The sequence below is a fragment of the Bosea vaviloviae genome, from assembly GCF_001741865.1.
Classification (GTDB): domain Bacteria; phylum Pseudomonadota; class Alphaproteobacteria; order Rhizobiales; family Beijerinckiaceae; genus Allobosea; species Allobosea vaviloviae.
In genome coordinates this window covers 1,451,933-1,477,146 of record NZ_CP017147.1, presented here as the reverse complement: position 1 = coordinate 1,477,146, position 25,214 = coordinate 1,451,933, and the positions used below count along the sequence as shown (strand labels likewise).

General features: G+C 65.8%; 19 protein-coding genes. 5 read left to right on the top strand and 14 right to left on the bottom strand.

Going from position 1 to position 25,214, the window contains the following annotated elements:
• Positions 1-31: 31 nt before the first annotated feature.
• Entirely contained in the window at positions 32-997 is a 966-nt protein-coding gene (locus BHK69_RS06920) for a 2-hydroxyacid dehydrogenase (protein WP_069689454.1), read from the top strand.
• A 65-nt stretch (positions 998-1,062) separates the two neighbouring features.
• Here the strand turns inward: BHK69_RS06920 and BHK69_RS06915 are convergent, their stop codons facing one another.
• From BHK69_RS06915 to BHK69_RS06905, 3 genes are all read right to left on the bottom strand, one after another.
• Entirely contained in the window at positions 1,063-4,245 is a 3,183-nt protein-coding gene (locus tag BHK69_RS06915; RefSeq protein ID WP_069689453.1) for an efflux RND transporter permease subunit, read from the bottom strand.
• Positions 4,246-4,411: 166 nt separating this feature from the next.
• Positions 4,412-5,617: an efflux RND transporter periplasmic adaptor subunit gene (locus BHK69_RS06910; RefSeq protein WP_069689452.1), complete on the bottom strand. Its 1,206-nt coding sequence runs from the start codon at positions 5,615-5,617 to the stop codon at positions 4,412-4,414.
• A gap of 51 nt (positions 5,618-5,668) precedes the next feature.
• A complete protein-coding gene (locus tag BHK69_RS06905; RefSeq protein WP_069689451.1) occupies positions 5,669-6,505 on the bottom strand; it encodes an alpha/beta hydrolase fold domain-containing protein in 837 nt (278 codons plus the stop codon).
• A 124-nt stretch (positions 6,506-6,629) separates the two neighbouring features.
• Here BHK69_RS06905 and BHK69_RS06900 point away from each other — a divergent pair, with 124 nt between their 5' ends.
• Positions 6,630-7,580 carry a LysR family transcriptional regulator gene (locus BHK69_RS06900; protein ID WP_069689450.1) on the top strand — a complete coding sequence of 317 codons (951 nt, stop codon included), beginning with the start codon at positions 6,630-6,632 and terminating at the stop codon, positions 7,578-7,580.
• A 193-nt stretch (positions 7,581-7,773) separates the two neighbouring features.
• On the opposite strand, the gene BHK69_RS06895 is transcribed toward BHK69_RS06900, so the two are convergent.
• The 5 genes from BHK69_RS06895 to BHK69_RS06875 all read right to left on the bottom strand — a co-directional run bounded on the left by BHK69_RS06895 (position 7,774) and on the right by BHK69_RS06875 (position 12,401).
• Positions 7,774-8,466, bottom strand: coding sequence for an SDR family NAD(P)-dependent oxidoreductase (locus BHK69_RS06895; RefSeq protein WP_069689449.1), 693 nt, complete (start codon positions 8,464-8,466; stop codon positions 7,774-7,776).
• A 30-nt stretch (positions 8,467-8,496) separates the two neighbouring features.
• Positions 8,497-9,813 carry an MFS transporter gene (locus BHK69_RS06890; protein WP_069689448.1) on the bottom strand — a complete coding sequence of 439 codons (1,317 nt, stop codon included), beginning with the start codon at positions 9,811-9,813 and terminating at the stop codon, positions 8,497-8,499.
• Positions 9,814-9,858: 45 nt separating this feature from the next.
• Positions 9,859-10,257 carry a MarR family winged helix-turn-helix transcriptional regulator gene (locus BHK69_RS06885; RefSeq protein WP_069693439.1) on the bottom strand — a complete coding sequence of 133 codons (399 nt, stop codon included), beginning with the start codon at positions 10,255-10,257 and terminating at the stop codon, positions 9,859-9,861.
• A gap of 228 nt (positions 10,258-10,485) precedes the next feature.
• Positions 10,486-11,589 (bottom strand): IS5 family transposase, encoded by a 1,104-nt coding sequence (locus BHK69_RS06880; protein ID WP_069693320.1) that lies wholly within the window; start codon positions 11,587-11,589, stop codon positions 10,486-10,488.
• Between the two features lie 77 nt (positions 11,590-11,666).
• On the bottom strand, positions 11,667-12,401 hold the full coding sequence (locus BHK69_RS06875) for a metallophosphoesterase family protein (protein WP_069689447.1): 735 nt from the start codon (positions 12,399-12,401) through the stop codon (positions 11,667-11,669).
• A 148-nt stretch (positions 12,402-12,549) separates the two neighbouring features.
• On the opposite strand from BHK69_RS06875, the gene BHK69_RS06870 reads away from it, so the two are divergent.
• From BHK69_RS06870 to BHK69_RS06860, 3 genes are all read left to right on the top strand, one after another.
• The gene (locus BHK69_RS06870; RefSeq protein WP_069689446.1) at positions 12,550-13,452 is read left to right on the top strand and encodes a LysR family transcriptional regulator; all 903 of its coding nucleotides are present in this window, start codon (positions 12,550-12,552) and stop codon (positions 13,450-13,452) included.
• Positions 13,453-13,552: 100 nt separating this feature from the next.
• Positions 13,553-15,604, top strand: coding sequence for a hydantoinase/oxoprolinase family protein (locus BHK69_RS06865; protein WP_069689445.1), 2,052 nt, complete (start codon positions 13,553-13,555; stop codon positions 15,602-15,604).
• Between the two features lie 2 nt (positions 15,605-15,606).
• Complete coding sequence (locus tag BHK69_RS06860; protein WP_069689444.1) at positions 15,607-17,589, top strand: hydantoinase B/oxoprolinase family protein; 1,983 nt, start codon at positions 15,607-15,609, stop codon at positions 17,587-17,589.
• A gap of 65 nt (positions 17,590-17,654) precedes the next feature.
• Here the strand turns inward: BHK69_RS06860 and BHK69_RS06855 are convergent, their stop codons facing one another.
• The 6 genes from BHK69_RS06855 to BHK69_RS06830 form a co-directional block, all read right to left on the bottom strand.
• On the bottom strand, positions 17,655-18,758 hold the full coding sequence (locus BHK69_RS06855) for an NAD(P)/FAD-dependent oxidoreductase (protein WP_069689443.1): 1,104 nt from the start codon (positions 18,756-18,758) through the stop codon (positions 17,655-17,657).
• 29 nt (positions 18,759-18,787) lie between these two features.
• Positions 18,788-19,516: an MOSC domain-containing protein gene (locus BHK69_RS06850; RefSeq protein WP_083269168.1), complete on the bottom strand. Its 729-nt coding sequence runs from the start codon at positions 19,514-19,516 to the stop codon at positions 18,788-18,790.
• A complete protein-coding gene (locus BHK69_RS06845; RefSeq protein WP_083269167.1) occupies positions 19,513-20,415 on the bottom strand; it encodes an ABC transporter permease in 903 nt (300 codons plus the stop codon). The genes BHK69_RS06850 and BHK69_RS06845 overlap by 4 nt, the downstream gene beginning before the upstream one ends.
• On the bottom strand, positions 20,415-21,368 hold the full coding sequence (locus tag BHK69_RS06840) for an ABC transporter permease (protein ID WP_069689442.1): 954 nt from the start codon (positions 21,366-21,368) through the stop codon (positions 20,415-20,417). The genes BHK69_RS06845 and BHK69_RS06840 overlap by 1 nt, the downstream gene beginning before the upstream one ends.
• A 33-nt stretch (positions 21,369-21,401) precedes the next feature.
• A complete protein-coding gene (locus BHK69_RS06835) occupies positions 21,402-23,090 on the bottom strand; it encodes a peptide ABC transporter substrate-binding protein (protein WP_069689441.1) in 1,689 nt (562 codons plus the stop codon).
• 414 nt (positions 23,091-23,504) lie between these two features.
• Complete coding sequence (locus BHK69_RS06830) at positions 23,505-25,184, bottom strand: peptide ABC transporter substrate-binding protein (protein WP_069689440.1); 1,680 nt, start codon at positions 25,182-25,184, stop codon at positions 23,505-23,507.
• Positions 25,185-25,214: the final 30 nt, after the last annotated feature.

Sequence of the window (25,214 nt, the reverse complement as noted above, 5' to 3'; positions counted from 1 at the left end):
CGCTGACCCTTCTGCGACCGGATCCCTGACCATGACCGAAACCATCGTCCTCCTCGATTCCACCACCCCGGAGCGGGCCGACAGGCTGCGCGCGCTGCTGCCGCCCGGTTTCGTGCTGACCCACGGCACAGCGCGCGGCGACGAGCACATGAAGCAGATCATCGCCGAGGCCGACTACGCCATCTCCGGCCAGGTCGGCGTTTCCGCCGATGTGCTGCGCGCGGCGAAGAAGCTGAAGCTCCTCCATAAATGGGGCGTCGGCGTCGACAATATCGACGTCGCCGCGGCAAAGGAGCTCGGCATCAAGGTCGCCCGCACCACCGGCAGCAATGCCGTGCCAGTCGCCGAATTCACGCTTGGACTGATGATCTCGGCGCTGCGCTATATCGGCTATGGCCATGCCGAGCTGAAGAAGGGGCAGTGGGCCACCGGACGCCTGCCGGGCGAGACCTTCATGCTCTCGGGCAAGACGGTCGGCATCGTCGGCTTTGGGGCCATCGGCAAGAATGTCGCCAGGCTGCTCAAGGGTTTTGGCTGCACCATCCTCTATTCCAAGCGCCAGCCGCTCAGCGCCAGCGAGGAAGCCGCGCTCGGCGTGAAGCACGCCACGATGGCCGAGCTTCTGGCCCAGTCCGACGTCGTCTCGCTGCATTGCCCGCTGACGCCGGAGACCACCAATCTGATCGACCAGGCCGCCTTGGCCGCGATGAAGAAGACGGCGGTGCTGATCAATGTCGCGCGCGGAGGCGTCGTCAACGAGGCCGATCTGGTGGTGGCGCTGCGCGCCAAGGACATCGCCGGCGCGGCGATGGATGTCTACTCCGTCGAACCGCTGCCGGCTGAGAGCGAGTTGCTGACGCTCGACAACATCGTCGTGACGCCGCATCTCGCCGCCATGGCCGCCGATAATTTCGCGCCGACGGTGACGCGCATGTTCGCCAACATGGCCCATGTCTCGCGCGGCGAGCCGGTGCCGCCGCTCGACCTCGTCGTCTGAACGAAAAATCGCCGGAGCGGGGAACGCTCCGGCGATCATGTCTTTCAACCTTCAAGCCTCATGCCTCAGGCCACCTCGGTCAGCCGCGGGACAGGCGGATGATCGATCTGCTTCAGCGGCTTATTGCCGGTCAGCTTGCGCATCAGCACGTAGAACACCGGCGTCAGGAAGATGCCGAAGGCGGTGACGCCGATCATGCCGGCGAAGACCGCGACGCCCATGGCGTGGCGCATCTCGGCGCCTGCCCCGGTCGACGTCACCAGCGGCACCACGCCCATGATGAAGGCAAGCGAGGTCATCAGGATCGGACGCAGGCGCAGGCGGCTCGCCTCGATCGCGGCCTCGACCGGCGTCCTGCCCTCGAACTCCAATTCGCGGGCGAACTCGACGATCAGGATCGCGTTCTTGGCGGATAGTCCCACCAGGACGACGAGGCCGATCTGGGTGAAGACATTGTTGTCGCCGCCCGTGTACCAGACGCCGGTCATCGCCGCGAGCAGGCCCATCGGGATGATCATGATGATCGCGATCGGCAGGGTCAGGCTCTCATATTGCGCCGCCAGCACCAGGAAGACGAGCAGGATCGCCAGCGGGAAGACGAGCAGCGACGAGTTGCCCGCCAGGATCTCCTGATAGGTCAGCTCGGTCCATTCGAAGGCGAAGCCCTTGGGCAGCGTCTCCTTGGCGATGCGCTCGGCAGCGGCCTGGGCCTGCCCCGAGGAGTAGCCCGGGGCGGCGCCGGCATTGATGTCGGCGCTGAGGAAGCCGTTATAGCGCATGGCGCGTTCCGGCCCGGTGTCGTTGCGCACGTTCAGCACGGCGTTGAGCGGCACCATCTCACCCGATTTCGAGCGGACCTTCAGCTTGCCGATATCCTCGGCATAGGCGCGGAAGGGCGCATCGGCCTGGACGCGCACCGTGTAGGTGCGGCCGAACTTGTTGAAGTCGTTCACATAGGACGAGCCGAGATAGATCTGCAGCGTCTCGAAGACATCGGTCACGGCAACGCCGAGCTGGCGCGCCTTGGTGCGGTCGATATCGGCATAGAGCTGCGGGACGTTGACCTGGAAGCTCGAGAACATGCCGGCGAGCTCGGGCGCCGTCGCGGCCTTGGCCATGAAGGCCTTGGTCGCCTCGTCCAACGCCTTGTAGCCGAGGCCGGCACGATCCTCGATCTGCAGCTTGAAGCCGCCGATGGTGCCGAGACCCTGGACGGGCGGCGGCGGGAACATGGCGATGAACGCCTCCTTGATGCTGGCAAACTCCTTGTTGAGCTGCATGGCGATGGCGGCGCCATTGAGATCGGGCGTCTTGCGCTGGTCGAAGGACTTCAGCCCGACGAAGACGATGCCGGCATTCGAGGAGTTGGTGAAGCCGTTGATCGAGAGGCCGGGAAAGGAGATCGCATTCTCGACGCCGGGATGCTTCAGGGCGATCTCGTCCATGCGGCGGATGACGTCCTCCGTGCGGTCGAGTGTCGCGGCGTCAGGCAGTTGCGCGAAGCCGACGAGGTACTGCTTGTCCTGGCCGGGCACGAAGCCGCCGGGGATGGTACGGAACAGGCCGACGGTCAGCGCGACCAAGCCGATATAGACCACCATCATCACCGTCTTGCGGCCGAGAATGCGCTTCACGCCGCCGCCATAGGCCTGCGAGGAGCGGTTGAAGAAGCGGTTGAAGCCGCGGAAGAACCAGCCGAAGACGCCGTCCATGGCGCGGGTCAGCAGGTCCTTGGGCGCATCGTGCGAGCGCAGCAGCAGTGCGGCAAGCGCCGGAGACAATGTCAGCGAATTCACCGCCGAGATCACCGTCGAGATCGCGATGGTGAGCGCGAACTGACGGTAGAACTGGCCGGTCAGGCCGCTGATGAAGGCCAGCGGCACAAAGACCGCGACGAGCACGAGCGCGATCGCGATGATCGGGCCGGAAACCTCGCGCATCGCCTTGTAGGTCGCCTCGCGCGGCTCCAGGCCTCCCTCGATGTTGCGCTCGACATTCTCGACCACGACGATGGCGTCGTCGACGACGATACCGATCGCCAGCACCAGGCCGAACAGGCTGAGCGCGTTGATCGAGAAGCCGAAGAGATACATCACCGCGAAGGTGCCAATGACCGAGATCGGCACGGCGACGAGCGGGATGATCGAGGCCCGCCAGGTCTGCAGGAAGACGATGACGACGAGCACGACGAGCGCGATCGCCTCCAGCAGCGTATGGACGACGGCCTCGATCGAGGCCCGCACGAACTGGGTGGTGTCGTAGACGATCGAGTAGTCCACGCCCTCGGGCATGTTCTGCTTGATCTCCTGCATCACCTCCCGGACACGGTCGGCAATGGCGATGGCGTTCGAGTTCGGGGCCTGGAAGACCGGGACCGCGACGGCCGATTTGCCGTTGAGCAGCGAGCGCAGCGCGTATTCGGCCGCACCGAGCTCGATGCGGGCGACGTCGCGCAGGCGGGTCACTGCACCCGACGCGCTGGTCTTGATGATGATGTCGCCGAACTCCTCCTCGCTCTGGAGGCGGCCCTGCGCATTGACCGAAAGCTGCAGGTCGAGCCCGGGCGCATTCGGCGAGGAACCGATGACGCCGGCGGCGGCCTGGACGTTCTGGGCGCGGATCTCGTTGACGACGTCGCTCGGCGAAAGGCCATGCTCGGCCATCCTCTGCGGATCGAGCCAGACGCGCAGCGAATAATCGCCGGAGCCGAAGAGCTGGACCTGGCCGACGCCATCGATGCGCGCCAGCCGGTCCTTGACGTTGAGGACGGCGTAGTTGCGCAGATAGGTCATGTCGTAGCGGCCGTTCGGCGAGGTGATGTGGACCACCATCGTCAGGTCGGGCGAGCTCTTGATCGTGGTCACGCCGAGGCGGCGGACCTCTTCCGGCAGCCGCGGCTCGGCCTGGCTGACGCGGTTCTGGACGAGCTGCTGGGCCTTGTCGGGGTCGGTGCCGAGCTTGAAGGTGACGTTCAGCGTCATCACGCCGTCGGTCGTCGCCTGGCTCGACATGTAGAGCATGCCTTCGACGCCGTTGATCTGCTCCTCGATCGGCGTGGCGACGGTCTCGGCGATGACGCGCGGGTTGGCGCCTGGATACTGCGCGCGCACCACGATGGTCGGCGGCACGACCTCGGGATATTCCGAGATCGGCAGGACCCGCAGCGAGAGCAGGCCTGCGACGAGGATGAGCACGGAAAGGACGCCGGCGAAGATCGGCCGGTCGATGAAGAATTTGGACAGGTTCATGGCACGCCCCCCTTTGGAGCGGATGTCTTGCGTGGAAACACGCCGTCATGGCCGGGCTTGACCCGGCCATCTCCTGCAGGAGCTTCTCGGGTCTGCGCGGAGTTTATCCTTGGGCCGATCGAAGATCGGACCCGAGGGCTTCGCCCGAGAATGACGGCTAAAGCCCTCAGCGTTGGGCGAGTTCGGTCTTGGCGGCGCGCAGTTCGGACTTTTCGGCCATCGGCACGGATTCGGGCGCGACGGTCGCTCCCGGCCGGATGCGCTGCAGGCCATTGACGATGATCCGCTCGCCAGCCTTCAGGCCGCTGGTGACGATGCGCAGCCCGTCATTCGACGCGCCGAGCGTGACCTCGCGCCAGGCGGCCTTGCTGTCGGCGCCGACGACGAAGACGAACTTCTTGTTCTGGTCGGTGCCGACGGCGCGATCGTTGATGACCAGCGCCGGCTCGGAACGGGCCTGCCCCATCTGGACCCGGACGAACTGGCCCGGCATCAGCTTGCCGCCGGGATTGTCGAGCACGGCGCGCACGCGCACCGTGCCGCTGGCGGCGTCGATGCCGTTGTCGACGAAGCGCAGCTTGCCGGTGAAGCTCGCGCCTTCGCTGGTTGCGGTGGTGAGCCTGACCGGGATCTGCTCGAGCGAGCGATTGCCCTCCGGCAGCGAAGCCAGCGCGTCGAGCACCGTCTTCTCGTCGGCATTGAAGGCGGCATAGATCGGATCGACCGAGAGCAGCGTCGTCATCAGCGGCGCGCTTGCACCCGCCGCGACGAGATTGCCGGTGGTGACGTCGAGCCGGCCGATGCGCCCACTGATCGGCGCGCGGATCTGGGTGTAGTCGAGGTTGAGCCGCGCGGTCTGCTGGGCGGCCTGAGCGGCGCGCAGATTGGCCTGCGCCTCGCGCAGCGCGTTGAAGCGCGTGTCGAGATCCTTCTGCGAGACGTTGCGGCTCGCCATCAATTGCTGGCCGCGCTCATTCTCGCCGGCCGCCAGCGCAACCCGGGCTTCCGCCGCCAGCACCTGCGCCTGCGTCCGCTCGAACTCTGCGAGATAAGGCGCCTGGTCGATGCTGATCAGCAGGTCGCCCTGCTTGACGAGGCTGCCCTCGCGGAAATGCACAGCCTCGATCACGCCGGAGACGCGCGAGCGCACCTCGACGCGCTCGATCGCCTCCAGCCGGCCGGAGAACTCGGCCCAGGCGACGAGATCGCGCTGCTCCACGGTCGCAACCGAAACGGGGGTCGCCGGCGGGGCGGCGGGCGGGGTGTCGCCCTGCGCGTGATTGGCGGTGGCATTGACGATGACAATGGCCGCGAGCGAAGCGCTGGCGGCAAAGCCGCCCAAAAGGCGACGACGGTTCGTTCCCTGAATCATGGGTCCATTCCTTCCAAGAGATAAAATTGAAAATCGTTGCCGGGAGTGCGCCTAGGGCGGCGCGGTCAGGGCATAGAATTCAGTGACATGGTTGCATGCCAGACAGAGGCAGGAGCCTTCCTCGGGAGCACCGGCATAGGCATCCGGCCATTGCGTCGGGCCAGTCTGCACATGGTGGCGGACCGTCACACCCGCTTCCTGCAACCGCGCTGCATAATGTGCGGCTTCGTCCCGCAACGGATCGTCCTGCGACGAGATCAGGAGCGCCGGCGCGAGGCCCGTCAGCCTGGAGGCGTTGAGCGGGGCCGCGTAAGGGTGGGCCGCCTTGTCCGGCGTGCCGAGATAATCGGCCCAGCCATCGGCCCAGCGGCACCCAACCGGACCCGCCTCGGCCGTGCGCAGCGAATAGGTGCCGAGACAGGCATCGAGCATCGGCGAGAACAGGATCTGGCCGGCCAGCTCCGGTCCACGACGATCACGCGCCATCAAGGCAAGCGCGGCGGCAAGGTTGCCGCCCGCCTCCTCGCCCGCCACATAGATTGGCGCATGTTTCGAGGCCCAGCGGGCACGGCCCTTGGCCAGCGTCTGGAGCGCGGCATAGGCGGCCTCGAGCGCCTCGGGAAAGCGGTGGCCTGGCGCCAGCGGATAATCGATCGACATGACGATAGCCCCGGCCTCGGCCAGCGCCGTCGCAACCGCCTCGCCCTCCGCCAGCGAACCGCTGCTGAAGGAACCGCCATGGAGATGCAGGACCAACCCGGCCTCGGGCTCGATCTCGGCCGGGGCATAGAGCCGGGCGGCAAGCGAGCCCTGCGCAGCCGCAATCGTCTCCTGCCGCCAGAAGACGGCGCGCCGGGTACGAAGTTGCGGAAGGGGCGAAACGGACATGGGGTCGCCAATTGCTGTTGCAGTGCAGCGTGATTTAAGTGATGCTCATCGGGTAATAAATGGCATATTTGCTCATTCATTATTTCCACAGGGAAACAATGACTGAGAGGCCGAGGAGAATGGGATGGACCAGCTCAACGCCATGCGCGCCTTCGTCCGGGTCGTCGAAGCCGGCACCTTCACGCGCGCCGCCGATCTGCTCGACATGCCCAAGCCCACCGTGACGAAACAGATCCAGCAATTGGAGGCGCATCTGCGCGCCAAGCTGCTCAACCGTACCACCCGGCGCGTGACCGTGACGATGGACGGAGCCGCCTATTATGAACGCGCCCTGCGCGTGCTGAGCGAAATCGACGAGCTCGATTCCAGCATGGCGCTGTCGCAGGCCCGGCCGAGCGGGCGGTTGCGCGTGGATTGCAGCACCTTGCTGGCGATAACGGTGCTGATCCCCGCATTGCCCGGCTTCCATGCGCGTTATCCGGAGATCCAGCTCGATCTCGGCCTGAGCGACCGCCCGGCAGACCTCGTCGCCGAAAATCTCGACTGCGCCATCCGCGCCGGCGAGATCCAGGATCAGAGCCTGATCGCGCGGCGCATCGGGGAGATGTACCTGATCACCTGCGCCGCGCCCGACTACATCGCCCGCCACGGCACGCCGCGCCATCCCAGCGAGCTCGAGGCCGACCACTACATCGTCGGCTATCGCGGCGCCGGCACCAGCCGCACCGTGCCGTTCACCTATGTCGACGCCAAGGAGAGCATCGAGGTCCGGGGGCGCTATATCGTTTCGCTGAACGAGGGTGCCGGCTACGTCGCCTCGGCGGTGGCGGGGCTCGGTATCATCCAGGCGCCGAGCTTCATGGTGCAGGAGCATGTCACGGCGGGCCGGCTCGTGCCATTGCTCTCAAGCTGGTGCTCGGCACCGAAACCCTTGCACATCGTCTATCCGCCGAACCGCCATCTCAGCAACAAGGTGCGCGTCTTCGTCGACTGGTTGGCCGAGCTTTTCGGCAAGAACGACCTGATCCAGCGCAAGTCCAGCCTGCCGCATAGCGAGGCCTGCGCGGCCGGTTAGAGCATTTTCGAGCGAAGTGGGCACCGGTTCGCGTGAAGAAAATGCGATAAAACAAGGAGGTAGAGCGTTTTCCCGTTCGGCTCGCCGTCATTGCGAGCGCAGCGAAGCAATCCAGGAGGCGTCGAGCGAGCCCTTCTGGATTGCTTCGCTGCGCTCGCAATGACGGGATGGGTTGCGTAAAAACGATCCGGCCTCAGAAGGTCTCGGCCCATGGCCTGAGATCGACCTCCATCGTCCAGGCATTCCTCGGCTGGCGCAGCACATCGAGATAGCTCTGCGCGATGGCGTCGGGATCGAGCGTATTGTCCGACGCATCGGGCCGCTTGGCACTGCGCACGCCGCCGTCGATGACGAAATGCGCGACATGGATGCCTTTCGGGCCAAGCTCGCGCGCCGCACTCTGAGCAAGGCCGCGCAGGGCGAATTTGCCCATGGCGAAGGGGGCGGAGCGGGCAAAGCCCTTGATGCCGGCCGTGGCGCCGGTGAGCAGGATCGCGCCCCGCTCCCGCGGCAGCATCCGCCGCGCCGCCTGCTGCACCACCAGGAAGGCGCCGAAGGCATTGACCGACAGCGATTGCGCCACTGTGGCTGGATCAAGTTCGGCAAGCGGCCCGCGCACGGCCATGCTGGCATTGTAGATCACGATATCGGGCTCGCCGAGCCTGGCCTCGACCTCGTCGAAAAGCCGCGCGACGCCGTCCTGCTCTGAAGCGTCGACCGAGAAGATCGAGGCGCCGGTCTCCACAGCCAATGGCGCGAGCTTCTCGACATGGCGCGCGGCCAGCGCGACCTGCACGCCGCTGGCCGACAGCTTGCGGGCGAGCGAGGCGCTGATGCCGGGGCCGGCTCCGACGATCAGCGCGGTACGATAGGAAAAGGCCGTCATGAGCTGGCTCCTGCGACAGGTTCGGTAGGATCAGGCCGCGACCGACTTCAGGCGCGGCATCGCCGTGCCACGCAGCGTCACCACAAAGGCGGCAGCAAACAGGCAAAGCGCGCCGGCGATGAAGAAGGCCGGCAGATAGCTCTCATAGACCGTCCGGCTGAAGCCCGCGCCATAGGCGGCAAAGGCTGCGCCGATCTGGTGCCCGGCAAAGATCCAGCCGAAGACGAGATTGGACTTCTCGCCGAAGCGGTCGGCCGCGATCTTGATCGTCGGCGGCACGGTCGCGACCCAGTCCAGCCCGTAGAAGACGGCAAAGAGCGACAAGCCGTAGAAGGAGAAATCGGTGAAGGGCAGATAGAGCAGCGAAAGCCCGCGCAGGCCATAATACCAGAACAGCAGCCAGCGGCTGTCATAGCGATCCGAGAGCCAGCCCGAACCAACCGTGCCGACGAAATCGAAGACGCCGATCATCGCGAGCACGCCGGCCGCCGTCACCGCCGCCATGCCGTAGTCCCCGCAGAGCGAGACGAAATGGGTCTGGACGAGGCCGTTGGTGCTGGCCCCACAGACGAAGAAGGTGCCGAACAGAACCCAGAAGGTGTGCGTACGCGAAGCATCCCTGAGCGCCACCAGCGGCGACACCAGCATCGCGCCGAAACTCGCAGCCTGAGCCGGGGCCGGGACGATTGCGTCAGCGCCATAGGGGGCGAGCCCGATATCGGATGGGCGATCGCGCATCAAGGCGAGCACGGCGACGACCGCGACGACCAGCATGGCCAGGACGAAGACGAGCGCGCTGCGCCAGCCGACCTGCTCGGTCAGGCTCGCAAGCAGCGGCAGGAAGACGAGCTGGCCTGTCGCCGTGCTCGCCGTCAGCAGGCCGAGCACGAGACCCCGCCGATGCGAGAACCAGCGCGTCGCGACCGTCGCGCCGAGCACCATGGCGGTGAGCCCGGTGCCGAGGCCGACGACGATGCCCCAGAGCAGCACGAGGTGCCAAAGCTGCGTCATGTAGAAGGAGCCGAGGATGCCGCTGCCGATCAGCGTGAGCGCAACGGTCGCGACCCTGCGCACGCCGAAGCGGTTCATGAAGGCCGCCGCAAATGGCCCCATCAAACCAAACAGCATCAGGCGGACCGCCAGGGCCGAGGAGATGTCGGAGGTCGCCCAGCCGAATTCGCGCTGCAGCGGGGTGATCAATACGCCGGGAGCGCCAACCGCGCCGGCCGTCACCAGCATGGTCAGGAAGGTCACGGCGGCGACGACCCAGCCATAGTGGATTCCGCGTCGCGCCAGCAGCCTCGCGAGCGCAGAGGTCGGGGTCAAACTATCGGCGAAGGACGCCATGGCAGTCTCCTATTGGGGGTATCTACCCGCAAATTGTCGAGAAAATCAGATCCGATTCAGGATCTCGCGTAGTTCCTGCGTGGCCTTGACGCCCATTCGCGCTTCCAGGGCCGCCTGCGCCGCCTCCCAAAGCGGCGCGGCCTCTTGCAGAACCCGACGCCCCGCCTCGGTCAGCGTCACGGTCGCCTCGCGCCGATCCTTGCCGCTGCCGAGCTGCACCAAATCCATCCGCTCGAGCACACGGACATTGCGCCCGATCGTCGAACGATCGAGCTCCATCCGCCGGCCGAGCTCGGTCAGGATGACGGGCTCGAGCCGCGCGATCGAGCGCAGCAAGCTGAACTGGGCGATGTTGATGCCCAAGGGCGCCATCGCCTCGTCATAGAACGCCGCCATCCGCCGAGTGGCGGATCTCAGGACGGTGCAATAGCAATCAACCTTCATGATGCGGGTATATGCCCCCATTATGATAATGACAAGTCCTGCCGGCATGTGAGACTGGCGAATGACGTGGCCGAGCGCTAGCAGGCTGCTGAAGAAGTCTGTTCTGGCTCTTGGTTTAGATGGTCTTTGCTGTTTTGGCAGCGACTGGCGCAGCTGGGAAGCGTCGGCGGCTTGTCTTCTGGTGGATGCTGCTGCCGGAGCGTGGCTTGGTCCGCTTGGCGCTGCCCTTCATGCGGTCGCCTGGGCTAGAAGCTTGGGGATGCGGACGAGGTTGTAGGCGGCAACTGCGAAGGTGAAGACCGCCTCGGCCTTGGTCCGGGACCGGACCTTGACCTTGGCCAGCCCGGCCTGGGTCTTGATCCAGCCGAAGACCTCCTCGATGCGCTTGCGGCAACGCTGGCTGATCGCGTAGCCGGGATGGCGGGTGATGCGGCCGTCGATGGCGGTCTTGCGCACCTTGCCGGTCTTGGACACCGCGCCGTTGATGGCGATGTGCGGCGTCACCTGGCGCGCCCGCAGGTCGCCCACGAAGGCCTCGACATCGTAGGCCTTGTCGGCTCCCAACGTGATCCGATGTCGGCTTTCGCGCCGGTCGAGCATCGCAAGCGTTGCCTCGCGCTCGGCCGTGCCGGTGGCGTGGGTCAGCGTCGCGTCCACCACGAGGCCATGGCGGTTCTCCATCAGCGCATGGCCTATGAAGCACAGCCGGCTCTCGTGCCCGTCGCTCTTGCGATAGAGCCGGGCATCGGGATCGGTGGTCGAGGCATGGGTTACATTCGAGCGCTTTTCCTTGCGGAAGTTGCGCTCGCCGTTGCGGCCAGGCCCAGGCGGCTCGTCCGAGCCGTCCTTGCGCCGGAAGCTCTTCATCGAGGCCCAGGCATCGATCAGCGTGCCATCGACGGAGAAGTGGTCGCTCGACAGGAGCTGCTTCACCTGACGCAAAGCCAGCAGCCCCGACAGGAAGGCGTGGGCCACATCCGCTTCCAGAAGCCGGTCGCGGTTGTGCGTGAACACCGTCGGGTGCCAGACCGCGGCATCCATCTCAAGCCCGACGAACCACCGGAACAGCAGATTGTAGTCGATCTGCTCCATCAGCATCCGCTCGGAGCGAACCGAGAAGAACGCCTGCAGCAGCGTCGCGCGCAGCAGCATCTCCGGTGGGATCGAGGGCCGACCCATCTGCGAATACAGCGTCTCGAAGCGACCGTTCAGACCCGCCAGAACCTCGTCCGCCAAAGCCCGGATCGCTCGCAGCGGATGATCCGCAGGAACCCGCTCTTCCAGCCGGATGTAGCTGAACAGGCTATCCGACCGATCCTCACGTCCCCGCATCGCAAGACCCCGCATCTGCCTCAGACAGAATGAATCATCTCCAAGACGATCCCGCCAGAGACTTCTGCAGCAGCCTGCTAGCTCATCCAGCCCTTCAACAGGGCCTGCGCCCAATCCTCGCGGCCATTCTCTCGCGCACGGCGGGCGGCTGCGTCCCAGTCATAGGCAATCGCCTGGAACGCGACCTCGACCTTGTCTCCCTCCACGGTCACGAGCGCGAAACGGGCATGGGGCGAGCCGCTTTCCGAGACATGGGCGGGCGCGTCGGGATCGTCATAGGCCGGGCAGCCGACACTGCCGGGGTTGACGATGGTGGCGCCGCTCCCCAGCCGCAGAAGACGCGGCAGATGGCTGTGGGCGCATAGGATCAGCCGCGCGTCCTGGCCTTCCAGCCTGCCTTCGACCTCCGCCAGGGAGGCCGGCAGCAGGCGTCCCGCCACGACGCTCTCGAGCAGATAGGTGTTGTCGTCATGCGGACTGGCATGGATGCAGAGCGCACCTGCGACGGACAGGCTGAAGGGAAGCGCATGCAGCCAATCGCGCGCCTCCTGATCGAGCTGCGACCGGGCATAGGTGTCGGACGGGCCGAGCCCCGTGGAATCCGGCGCGCCGACCACCCGGTCGTGATTGCCGCGGACATGGTGAAACCCGCTCTTGCGCAGCAGCGCGACGGACTCGGCCGGCCAGAGCGGGCTCGACGCGCAATCGCCGAGATTGACGACCGCATCGAGCTCCAGCCCGGCGAGCCGCTCCATCACGGCCTCCAGGGCCGGGAGGTTGCCGTGAACATCCGCGATGACGCCAAGCCGCATGTCGGGACCAGCCTTTCCGTGTCGATGACCGCCCCGATTCGCCCGGGAGCCTTCGCAGGCTAATACCTCTCGGAGCTTCCCGCACGAGCGATTCATCCAATCCCGGCGCGGGACTCATGCTATAAGGCCTCATTATGGAATGAGGCGGATGCGCGCGCGGCAACTCGAAGTCTTTCGCATGGTGATGCGCTGCGGCACGCTGACCAGCGCGGCCGAGGCGCTCAACGTCTCGCAGCCGGCCTTGAGCCAGATCCTGCTGCACACCGAGGACGAGCTCGGCTTCAAGCTGTTCCTGCGGATCAAGGGCCGATTGATCCCGACGCCGGAGGCGGAGGAGCTCTATCCGGAAGTCGACCGGCTGTTCAGCGATCTCGAAGGGCTGCGGCAGCGCGCCGGCGATCTGCGCCAGAGCAAATCCGGCGTGGTGCGGCTCGCGGCCTCCGCGCCACCTTCGCTGGCTCTGGTGCCGGAGGCCTTGCGCCATTTCCGGGCGGCCCATGCCGATATCCGCATCCTGTCCTTTGTCGTGCCGGCCGAGGTGATCGTGGCGATGCTGGATCGCGGCCAGGCCGGCCTCGGCATCGCGATGACCGATCAATCGTTTCCCCTGATCGATACGGAGATCATCGGCCACACCCGCATCGTCTGCGTCCTGCCCTCGGCCCACCCTCTCGCCTCCCGCGAGGCGATCGGCCCAGCCGATCTGCGGGGCGAGACGCTGATTTCCTATCGCGCCGAATCCCTTCCCGGGCAGTTGCTGCGGGCGGCGCTGGGGCGCGAAGGCGTCAGCATCCAGCCGGAGATGGAGATCGACGTCTCGATCATCGCGCTCGCCTTCGTGCAGCAGGGGCTCGGCATTGCGATCGTCGATGGGCTTTTGCCCTGGCACAGCTTTCCGGGACTGGTGACCCGCCCCTTCCGGCCAAATGTCGCCTTGCCGCTTTGCCTGCTGACGAGTTCGCGCCGGCCGCTTTCGCGCAATCACGAATTGCTGCGGGCCCATCTGCGCAACGCCTGCAAAAGCCTCGGCCTCGAACAGCACGAACCCTGATTCCATAAGCCAGGCTTATCCGCCTGTCGCATTTTGCTCTTGGACGGTGCCGCCCCCTGCCCTCAGATTGCCAACTGCATTCTCGCGAGCGGGCGGATTCATGAGCTGGCGTATCGGCGTCGACATCGGCGGCACCTTCATCGACTTCTGCGCGATGGAAACCGGCACCAACCGGTTCGAGACCATCAAGGTCCTGACCACGCCGAACGAACCCGGCAAGGAGCTGCTCGACGGCTTGAGCCTCCTGCAGGAGCGCCATGGCGTGGCGCCCGAGGAGGTCATCTCCTTCGTCCACGGCACCACGGTCGGCATCAACACCATCATCCAGCGCAAGGGCAGCCGGCTCGCCCTGATCACCACCGCCGGTTTCGAGGACGTGATCGAACTCGCCCGGCTGCGCATGCCGGAGATGTATTCGCTGTTCTGCGCCAGGCCCGAGCAATTGATCCCGCGCGACCTGATCCATGGCGTCAGGCAGCGCCAGCTCGCCAATGGCGCGGTCGCCGAGGAGCTCGACCGCGCGGCGCTGGCCGATGTCATCGCGACAATCCGCAGCAAGGACGTGGACGGCGTCGTCATCTCCTTCCTGCACGCCTATCGCAATCCCGTCCATGAGGCGCAGGCCAAGGCGCTGATCGCGGAGCTTGCGCCGGAACTCTTCGTCTTCACCTCCAGCGAGGTCTGGCCGGTGATCCGCGAATATGAGCGCAGCACGACTGCGATCCTGAACGGCTATGTCCATCCGCGCGTCGCCGGCTATCTCGGCGCGCTCGAGGCGGCTCTCGCCTCGCGCGGCGTGCCAGCTGGGCCGATGCTGACCAAATCCAATGGCGGGCTGATGAATGCGCAGACCGGCAAGCGCGCCTGCGTCAACATGCTGCTCTCGGGCACGGCGTCCGGCGTCATCGGTGCGGCCTATCTCGCCGAACAGGCCGGCATCGCCCATGTGCTGACGCTCGATATCGGCGGCACCAGCGCCGACCTCGCCTTGATCATCGACGGCAAGCCGCAATTCGGCACCGGCGAGACCGTCGGCGATTTCCCACTCTTCGTGCCCAGCGTCTCCGTCACATCCATCGGCAGCGGCGGCGGCTCGATCGCCTGGGCCGACGCCTTCGGCGTGCTCAAGGTCGGACCGGAAAGCGCCGGCTCGACCCCAGGCCCGGCCTGCTATGGCCGCGGCGGCATGCGCGCGACCGTCACCGACGCGATGGCCGCTTGCGGTTTCCTCGGCCATACCCCGATCGCCTATGACCAGATCGGCATGCGGCGCGACCGGGCCGAGGCCGTGATCGGCGAGCTCGCCGGGCTCTTGGGCCTCGCCTCGCAAGCGACGGCGGAGGCGATCATCGCGGTGGCGGTCTCGGAGATGTTCGTCGAGGTCAACAAGCTCGTCGCGCGTTATGGCGTCGACCTGCGCGAGTTCACGCTGATGCCGTTTGGCGGCGCCGGCCCGATGCTGGGCTGCTTCCTGGCGCGCGAGCTCGGCATTCCCCATGTGATGGTGCCGCAACGGCCAGGCGTGGTCAGCGCGCTCGGCGGCCTGATCGCCGATGTGAAGGGCGACTTCATCCAGACGATCTTCGCGCCCTCCGCAGCAGAATCCTTGCCGCGTCTCAGGGAAGCGCTTCTCCGGCTCAAGGCCGACGGCTCGACCTGGATCCGGGATGAGCAAGGCTTCACCGGCCAGGTCATCGAGACCCTCTCGGCCGATATGCGCTATCACGGCCAGTCCTTCGAGATCGAGGTGCCGCTCTCCGAGGCCTGGCTGGCGGAGGGCGACATTGCCGCGATCAATGCTGCCTTCCACCGCCAGCATCTGGCGATCTACGATTTCAACGACGAGGCCGGGGAGGTCCAGATCGTCAATCTGCGCCTCGTCGTCAGCGGCACGACCGAGCGGCCAGGCCTCACCGCCGTACCGGAGGCCGCATCCGGGACCGTCACAGCCGAGCGGTTGATCCCGGTCTGGCTCGACGGGACAAGCCAGGAGGTCGCGCTCTATCACCGCAACGCGCTGCGCCACGGCCACCGCTTTTCCGGCCCCGCCATCGTGGCGCAGGACGACACCACCATCTGCATTCCCGCCGGCTTCGAGGCCCATGTCGATGGCTGGCTGAACCTTCACCTCACCTTGCGGACGGAGGCTTGAGCATGGTCGACAAGGTGACATTGCAGGTTCTGGCGAACCATTGCCGGGCCGCGGCCGAGAACATGGCCTACACGCTCTACCGCACGGCGCACTCGACCTTCGTCAAGGAGACCGAGGACTTCACCGTGATGGTGATGGACAAGACCGGCCGCGTCGTCGCCGTGCCGATGGATCTGGGCGCGACCTGGTATCCGGGCATGAACTACAACCGCGCCATCAACCTCGTCGACGAATACCGGCCGGGCGACATCGCCTTCACCAACGATCCCTATAGCGGCTATCTCGCGACGCACGCCCCCGACACGCATCTCTGGAAGCCGATCTTCCATGAAGGCGAGATCGTCTGCTTCGTCGGCGGCCATGTCCACAACACCGATATGGGCGGCGCGGTGCCCGCCAGCCTGTCGCGCTCGCTGACCGAGATCCACCAGGAGGGCATCCGTTTCCCGCCGATGACATTGATGCGCGACGGCGTCTTCGACGAGAAGGTGCTGCGCATCATGATGATGAATGTGCGCAAGCCCGACCTCAACATGGGCGACCTCAAGGCGCTGGCCGGCGCGCTCAACACCGGCGAGCGCAAGATTCAGGCGATGATCGCGAAGTTCGGCGCCAAGGGCTTCATGGAGGGGCTCGACGGGTTGATGGACTATGCCGAGCACCAGGCCCGCGAGATCCTGCGCTCGATCCCAGATGGCGAATACTTCTTCTCCGACTATGCCGATGAGGACAGCGTCGACGGCAATCCCTGCCGGCTCGCGCTGACGCTGACGATCAAGGGCTGCGAAGCGGTACTCGATTTCACCGGCTCCGACCCGCAGCTCGGCTCCTCGCTCAATGTTCCCACCGGCAGCGACCCGCGCCACACCCTGCTGCTCGTCGGCGTCTATTACGTGCTCTATACGCTCAACCCGCAGCTCCTGCTCAACTCCGGCCTGACGCGCCCCTTCACCTGCATCGCGCCCGAGGGCACGGTGCTGAACCCGTCCTTCCCGGCGGCGGTGGGCATGCGCAGCCTGACCTGCGGACGGGTGCGCAGCCTGATCTTCGGCGCCTTCAGCCTCGCCATCCCCGAGCGCATGCCGGCGGCGCCGGCGGGCTCGAGCTCGATCGTCAATGTGATGACGACCGACGAAAAGACGCATCGCAGCATCATCGCCGCAATCAATCCGGTGGTCGGCGGCGGCGGCGGCATGCCGCATCGCGACGGCCCCAACGGCTCGGGCGCCGACGCCGCCTATCTCAAGAACACGCCGATCGAGATCACCGAGACGGAGGTGCCGATCCAGTTCGTGCGCTATGGCCTGCTGCCCGATTCCGGCGGCGCCGGGCGCTGGCGCGGCGGGCTTGCGACCGTGATGGAGTTCAAGGTCTTCGCGCCCAACACCCGCATCACCGCGCGCAACCGCGACCGCTCGATCTTCCGGCCCTGGGGCACGCTGGGCGGGCTTTCGGCCGAGCCCTCGAACTTCATCATCAACCCCGGCGCCGCCAATGAACGCGTGCTCGGCAACACCGACATCGCCGTCACCGAGCCCGGCGACATCATCCACATCCATTCGCCGGGTGGCGGCGGGCGCGGTTCACCGCTGGAGCGCGAACCCGAGCGCGTGCTGCTCGATGTCGCGCGCGGCTATGTCAGCGTGGCAGCGGCGAAAGACCGCTATGGCGTGGTGATCCGGGACAGAGCGGTCGATGCCGAGGCGACGGCTGCACTCAGGGCGGAGATGAAGCCGAACGCGCATGGCAGGCATTTCCATTTCGGCCCGGAGCGCGACGCCTTCGAGAGCGTCTGGCACGACGGGAACTACGCCGCCCTGACGCGCCTGCTCGCGGCCCTGCCGGTGCATTGGCGCTTCTTCACCAAGACGAAGATCTTTGCGGCGATGCGCGAGGCCGGCTCGCAAGCTGACGTCCCGTCTTCCTTCGCCACTGTCCGGCGCGACTATCCGCAGGTGCCGGAGATCGCGCTCGCGGCGGAGTAGGCCCCGCCTCGATTAATCAATCCCGCGCCCTCATCCCGAGGAGCGGGCTATGTTTCCGAGGCGGTTCAATATCCCGCCGCCCAATGGGCGAGATCGTTTGCGCTCTCCTCGCCCGCGAACATGCGCAGGATGCGCTCGCCGAGGAGCGGGCCGAACTTGAACATCTGGCCGTCGCAGTTCGTGACGACGAGGCCGCGCCCGGTCTGCGCGACCTCGAAACGCCGCGCGGCGTCGAGCACGTAATAGCCGACCTGGATGCGCGTTGGCCTATAGGCCTCGAAATCGCGGAAGTAAGGCTTGAAAGCGCCGAGGATGGCGCGGCTCTCATTTTCCAGATCGGAGCCGAAGCCGTCCTTCTCGGGGCGTGCTAAGCGGCGATGCGCGGAGTAGCCGATCTTGAGGCCGGCGCCGCGACGATCGGGCAGCGTATAGCCGGTGTGGTCGCCGATGGCCGCGATCGCAGGAGCCTCGCGCCAGCTTTGCTCGTACTGCGCCGGCGGCTCGACATAGCAGAGCCCCTGCCGATAGACCGAGGCCTCGCCATAGCGCTCCGGCAGCAGCGCCGGCAGCCAGGCGCCGGCTGCGACCAGAAGCAGATCGCCAGCGACCTCGGAGCCGTCGGCGCGGATAGCGATGCCGGCATCGAGATCAACCCGCGCGACGCGGCAATCATGCTCGATGACCCCGCCATGGTCGCGCACCCATTGCGCCAGCTCGGTCACGATACGGCCGGCGAAGAGCGGCCCGCCGGGGAAAGAGACCACGCCCCAGGCATGAGCGGGCAAGCTCAGATGCGGGCAGAGTGCCTCGACGCCGTCGCGAGAGAGCACCTCATGGGGCAGCCCGACAGCCTTGAACGTGTCGAGGGTCTTCTGCGCGTAGTCGCCGGCCTCGAGCGAGATCGCGATCGCGCCCGTATTCTCGAAATGCACCGTACCGAGATCCGACCAGAGCCGGTCCCAGGCCGCAAAGGCCTCGGTGACCATGCGTGTGTAGCCGGCGGCCGAACCGTAGGGGTAGCGGATCATGCGGTGGTTATCGAAGGAGGCCGCCTGCGGGTTGGGCGCCGGGCCCTGCTCCAGGACGACGATGTCATGGCCGCGCTTGAGGGCTGCGCGGGCAACCGACAGGCCGACGATGCCGGCCCCGATGATGACGATACGGCTCATGATCAGATATCCTCGGGAACGTAACGCCTTCAGGCGCTGACAGGAGCAACCGTCACGGTGTCTCCGGGCTTGATCTCGCCGGGGACCAGGACGTCGCAGTAGATTCCGAAATTGCGGTTGTGACGCTTCACCACCGTGCGCAGCAGCTCGACATCAAGCGGAATGCCGTCCTGCGCGATGGTGATGAAGCCGCAGCGCCCACAGGGGACGCTGCCTTTCAGGACGGCATCGCCAATGCGGATCTCGCGGCCGAGCCAGCCATTCTCCGGAATCGGCTCCTGCTCATCGGGCCAATCGACGACGATATTGGGCCGGAAGCGGCGCTCGTCGACGATGCTGCCCGGCATCTCGCGCTCCAGGCTTCGCAGCGCGGCCGTGCTCAGGAGATGGATCGGCGCATGCTCGTAGCGCGGCCGGAACCCCTCCTGCCCGCGCCGCACGAACGGCTTCAACTGCGCCGGGAAGCCGAAGAGCAAGGACAGCTTCCCGATGATTTCCGCGTCGTCCGGCCTTGCCCAGCTGGTGCCGTCAGCCGAGATCGCCGGACCATCCTGAGCCGTCCAGCGGGCATATCCGCGGGGAACTTCGATGAAATGCTTCTCGCGGCCAGGCGAGGCGATGCGCTCGCTGGACGCATCGACAACGCCCCAGAGCCGATCTCCGACGATGCCGGACGCGTCGAGCGGAGCGAACTCCAGCCGCTCGCCCGCCATCGAACTCACGGGATAGCGCCAGAGCGCCGCGACGCTGCCGGTCACGGCAGGTCCATGCGCGGATCGAGCGCATCGCGCAAGCCGTCGCCGACGAAGTTGAAGCTGGTGACGGCGAGCGTGATCGCGGCTCCCGGCAGGATCGCGAGCCAGGGCGCGCTGGTGAGGTAGCTCTGCGCGCCCTCCAGCATATTGCCCCAGCTCGGCGTCGGCGGCTGGATGCCGTAGCCGAGGAAGGAGATGTAGCTCTCGGCCAGGATCGCATGCGCCACGTTCAGCGTCGCGGCCACGACGATGGGCGCGACCGCGTTCGGCAGCAGTTCGCGCACCATGATGCGAGCATTGCTCGCACCCATAGCGACGGCGGCTTGAGCGAATTCCCGCCGGCGCAGCGAGCGCATCTGCGCCTCGACGACGCGCGCCACCTCCATCCAGGAGGTCATCGCGATCAGCATCACGATCGAGGGGACGGAAGGCGAGATTAGCGCGGAGATGGCGAGCAGCAGGAAGATCGAGGGAAAGCACAGCATCGCATCGACGAAGCGCATCAGCGTGGCGCCGATGGCGCCTTCATAGAAGCCCGCGACCATGCCGACGAAGATGCCGATCGCCATGCTGATGATCATCGCGGAAAAGCCGACCGCAAGCGAGATCCGCCCGGCCATCAGCAGACGCGCGAGGATGTCGCGCCCGAGCGGGTCGGTACCCAGCACATGCGGGCCGGAGAAGGGCGGCGCAAAGCGCTGCCGGATGTCGATGAAGGTGTCGTTATAGGGCAGCAGCATCGGCCCGAAGATGCAGGCGAGCGTCATCGTGACGATCGCCGCCGCGCCGAAAACCGCGAGCTTGTGGCGGCGGAAGCGGCGAAAGCCCGGGCTGTTCCAGGCGGTCGGCGCGGGCGGCAGCGCCGGCTCTGCCGTGCTGGCGGTGAAGGGAGCGTCGTTCATCAACCGTTCCTCGCGATGCGCGGATCCGCGACGCCATAGAGCAGGTCGGCGATCAGGCTTCCCAACAGGACGAGCACGGCGGTGAACATCAGGATGCCCATCACGACGGGATAGTCGCGATAGCTGATCGAATCGAGAAAGAGCCGGCCCATGCCCGGCCAGGTGAAGACGGTCTCCGTCACCAGCGCCCCGCTGAGCAGGGTCGGCACATGCAGGCCGGTGATGGTGATCATCGGCAGGAGCGCATTGCGGAAGGCGTGGCGCAGCAGGATCTGACCCTCCGGCACGCCCTTGGCGCGGGCGGTGCGGATATAGTCCTGGTTGATCACCTCCAGCATCGAGGAGCGCATGTAACGGCTCCAGACCGCGGTCGAGACCAGCGCCAGCACGATGCAGGGTCCGATCAGATGGTGGATCTGGTTGAGGAAGGAACCGTCGCCGATGGTGTAGCGATTGCCCGAGGGCAGCCAGCCGAGCCCGACCGAGAAGACATAGATCACGACCAGACCGAACCAGAAGGTCGGGATCGAGAGCGCGATCATCGCGCCGATCGTCGCCAGGCTGTCGAACAGCGAGTAGCGCTTGATCGCGCCGAGAATGCCGATCCAGGCGCCGAGCAGCATGGCGAGCAGCGTCGAGGTCAGCATCAATTCCAGCGTCGCCCCGATATGGGAGGCGATGATGTGGAGCACCGGCTGGTGGTCGCGATAGGACAGGCCCCAATCGCCGCGCAGCATGCGCCAGAGCCATTCCGCATATTGCACCGGCAGCGCGCGGTTGAGGCCGAGCTGCTCGGTGATGCGGTCGAGATCCTCCTGGCTCATCTCGCCGCCGGCGGCGAATTGCGAGAGCGGCCCGCCCGGGGCCAGGTGCAGGATGGCGAAGCCGATCATCGAGACGATGAGCAGCAGGACCAGCGCCTGCATCAGCCTTTGCACCAGGAACGTGCTCATGGCGTGGTTTTCCGGACGGGCTTGCTCATGGTCTCAGCGCGCCCAGTACCAGCTGCCCATGTTCCAGGTGTTCTGGCGGGCGTTGATGTTGGGCTCGTAGCCGATGAGGCCTTCCTTGTAGCCCTCGATCGGGGCGTACTGGAAGATCGGCAGGATCGGCAACTCCTCGCGGGCGATCTCCTGCAGCTTCCAGTAGATCTCCTTGCGCTTGGCCTGGTCGAAGGTCTCCTGGCCGGCCTTGAGCAGCTTGTCGACCTCGGCGTTCTGCCACTGCATCTGGTTGGCGCCGCTGCCGTTCTTGGCCGGGATCGCATCAGAGGCGAAGCGCGAGGCCGGATCGGGATCGATCACGGTGCGGAAGGCGGTGCCGACGAGCAGAGACTGGAATTTCGAGCGGGTGTAAAACTCACCCCAGATCACGGCGGCCGGCATGTTGCTGATCGTCATCTTGACGCCGACCTGCTGCCAGTCCTGCATCATCAATTGCTGGCACTGCTCGCGCAGCGCCGCGCCCGTCGTGGTCGAAACCGCGAATTCGAGCGGCACACCGTTCTTCATGCGCACGCCCGAGCCCGAGCGCTTCCAGCCGGCCTCGTCGAGGATCTTGTTGGCCTTGGCGAGATCGTATTGCTGCTTGGGCAGATTCGGGTTGTAGGCCCAGGATTCCTGCGGCGCGAAGGACTCGGTCGGCTTGTGGGTGCCGTAGTAGATCACGTCGATGATCGCCTGCTTGTTGATCGAGGCGTAGAGCGCCTGGCGCACCGCCTTCTCAGCCAGGACCGGGTTCTCCAGGTTAGGCATCAGGATCTCGAGCGAGGCGTTCGGGATCATCACGACCTTGCGGCCCGGCAGCTTCTTGGCTTCCTCGTAGAAATTCGCGGGGATGCCGGTGCCGATGATGAGGTCGACCTGGCCGGTGCGGAACTGGGCGTAGAGCGCGGTCTGGTCGGGCACATATTTGAGGACGGCCTTCTCCAGATAAGGCCCCTTGCCATGGTACTTCTCATTGGCGACGAGGGTGATGTTGTCGCCGGGCTGGCGCGTGCCCCATTTGAACGGGCCGGTGCCGACAGGCGCGCTGTTGAAGGGAGCGGTGTTGGGATCGCTCGCCTTCTCCAGCAGATGCTTGGGCACGATGAAGGTGTTGGAGAGCAGCGCAAGATAAGGCGCATAGGCCTTTTCCATGCGCCAGGTGATCTCCAATGGCCCGGTGACCTTGATGTCCTTGACCAGGGCATGGCCGACGCGGGTACGGCTCTTGAAGCCCGGCGCGTTGATGAGTTCGAGCGTGTATTTCACGTCCTCGGCGGTGAAGGGCGTGCCGTCATGCCAGGTCACGCCCGCGCGCAGCTTGACCTTCCAGACCAGGCCGCCTTCCGAGATGCCGCCATTCGCCTCGCTGGGGATCTCGGCCGCAAGGTCAGGCATCAGGTTGCCCTGCGGATCGGCCAGCCACATCGTGTTGAAGAGCTGCATCCAGACGGTCTCGTCGACCTCGATGCCGGGCATCAGCGGATTGAAGGCGGTCGGCTCCTGCGACAGGCCGACGACGACCTGGCCGGTCGGCTTGGCTGGAGGCGGCGGCGCGGCCTTGGTCTGGGCGCGGGCGCCAAGGCCGGAGGCGGCGAGCAGGCCGCCAGCACCGAGCGCAAGAACCTCGCGGCGATGCAAGGCCGGCATCGGGAAGGTCGATCTGATCGTTTCGTTGGAATGCTTGGTCATCGAGAAACCCCTCTGTTCTTTGTTTTGCGGAAGGCAATCCGAACCGGCGCGACGCGCGCCCCGGCCTGATCCAGATCAGTTCGGCCGCTAGAGCAGGATGCGAAAAAGTGGGAACCGGTTTTTCGCATTGATCCTGCTCTAACTCCTTGATGAGAGCCGGATGATTTCAGACGGTGTCACTTTGTGACACCGTCTGAAATCATCCGGCTCTTGGCCATGCACTCCCGCTTCGTCTGGCGGGTCGCTCATGGTTGGCCGATCTTTCAACCTTCCCCCTAGGTTAGGCTTGCGGCGCCCTCATTCGGATACCGATCGCGGCCGCATGCCGGATAGAATCTGCCGATTTGACCGCCATTGACGGCATAGGCTTCTGCGCCGGCTCGGCTCCTCGCCGGAACCATTCCCGGCGCGGTCTCAGGCCCAGTACCAACTGCCGGCATTCCAGGCGTTGGAGAGCGCGTTGACGTTGTTGGCGAAGCCGACGAGCCCGGCCTTGGTGCCCTCGACCTGCACCGACTGGAAAATCGGCAGCATCGGCAGATCGTCGAGGATCAGCGCCTGCGCCTCTCGGTATGTCTCAGCGCGCTGGGCGATATCGGTCACAGCGATGCCCTTCGCCAGCAAGCTGTCGACCTTCGGGTTTTCGTACTGGCTGACATTGGAGCCCGTACCGGCCTTGAGCGGGATCGACTTGCCGCCAAAGCGGTGCATCACGTCGGGATCGGAGGCGACCGTGTAGGTCGTGTTGGTCATCAGGCTGTCGAATTGGGACTCCGCCCAGAACTTCGCCCAGAGCACGGCGGCCGGCATGTTCTTGATGGTCATCTCGGCGCCGATCTTGGCCCAATCCTGCACCAGCAACTGCTGGGCCTGTTCACGCGTCGGATTCCCGGTCGTGGTCGAGTTGGTGAAGGCGAGACGCACGCCGTCCTTCACGCGCACCCCGTCGGGGCCGGGCTTCCAGCCGGCCGCATCGAGAATGGCCCTGGCCTTGGCCGGATCATGGACATGGCGCGGAAGCGCGTCGTTAAAGGCCCAGTTCTGCGGCGGCATGAAGCTGGAAGCGGGAAGGGGAAGCCCGTAATAGAGCGCCTCGATGATCGCGTTCTTGTCCAGACCGAGATAGAGCGCCTGCCGGACCACCTTCTCCTTCAGTGCGGGATGGGCGAGATTGAGCGTGAGGTTCTCGACGGAAGCCCGTGGGCAGAGATGCACGGCGACGTTCTTGAGTGTCTTTGCCTCGGCGTAGTGGTGGGGCGGAATGCCCTGGAGGCCGATATAGTCGATCTCACCCGTCCGGAACTGCGTGAACATCGCGTTGAGGTCGGGCACATAACGGAAGACCAGCCGCTCCAGATAGGGCCCTTCGCCGAAATAGGCCGTGTTGGCCGCGAGCAGGACATGACTGCCGGTCTTGCGCTCGACGAATTTGAACGGGCCCGTGCCGACGGGGTTGGCCTGGAAGGGCGTCGCGTTCGGATCGGCCGCCCCATCGAGCAGATGCCTGGGCACGATGAAGGTCCAGGCGAGGAAGGACAGGAACGGTGCAAAGGGCTCCTTCATCCGCCAGCTGATTGTGTCGCCTTCCGTCTTGACGTCTTCGAGGAGACTGAAGCCGGAGCGGCTGCGCGTACGGAACTGCGGATTCCGGATGAGATCGAAGGTGAACCGGACATCCTCGGCCGAAAAATCCCGGCCGTCATGCCATTTGACGCCCTCGCGCAGCGTCACCTTCCAGACCAATCCGTCGGCGGAAATCCCGCCATTGGCCACGGTCGGCACCTCCTTGGCCAATACGGGGACGAATTTGCCAGCCTGATCCAGCGCCCATAGCGGGCTGAACAGATTCCACCAGACGCCCTGATCGACCTCGTTGGCCGGCATCAGCGGGTGCAGGACGGTGATCTCCTGGGAATAGCCGATGACCGCCTGTCCCTTGGGCGCGGATGGCGGTTTCGTCGGCTTCGGCGCAGGCTGCGCCTGCGACCCGGCCCCCCACGGAAGCGCAGCCAGGACGCTCGCCCCGAATAACAATGCCCGGCGCGACACGGCCATTGCGCCGGCCTGCGGCCCGATCCCGGATTCATCTGCCATCGCAAAGCCCTCTGACGCGGCGGAGCGATC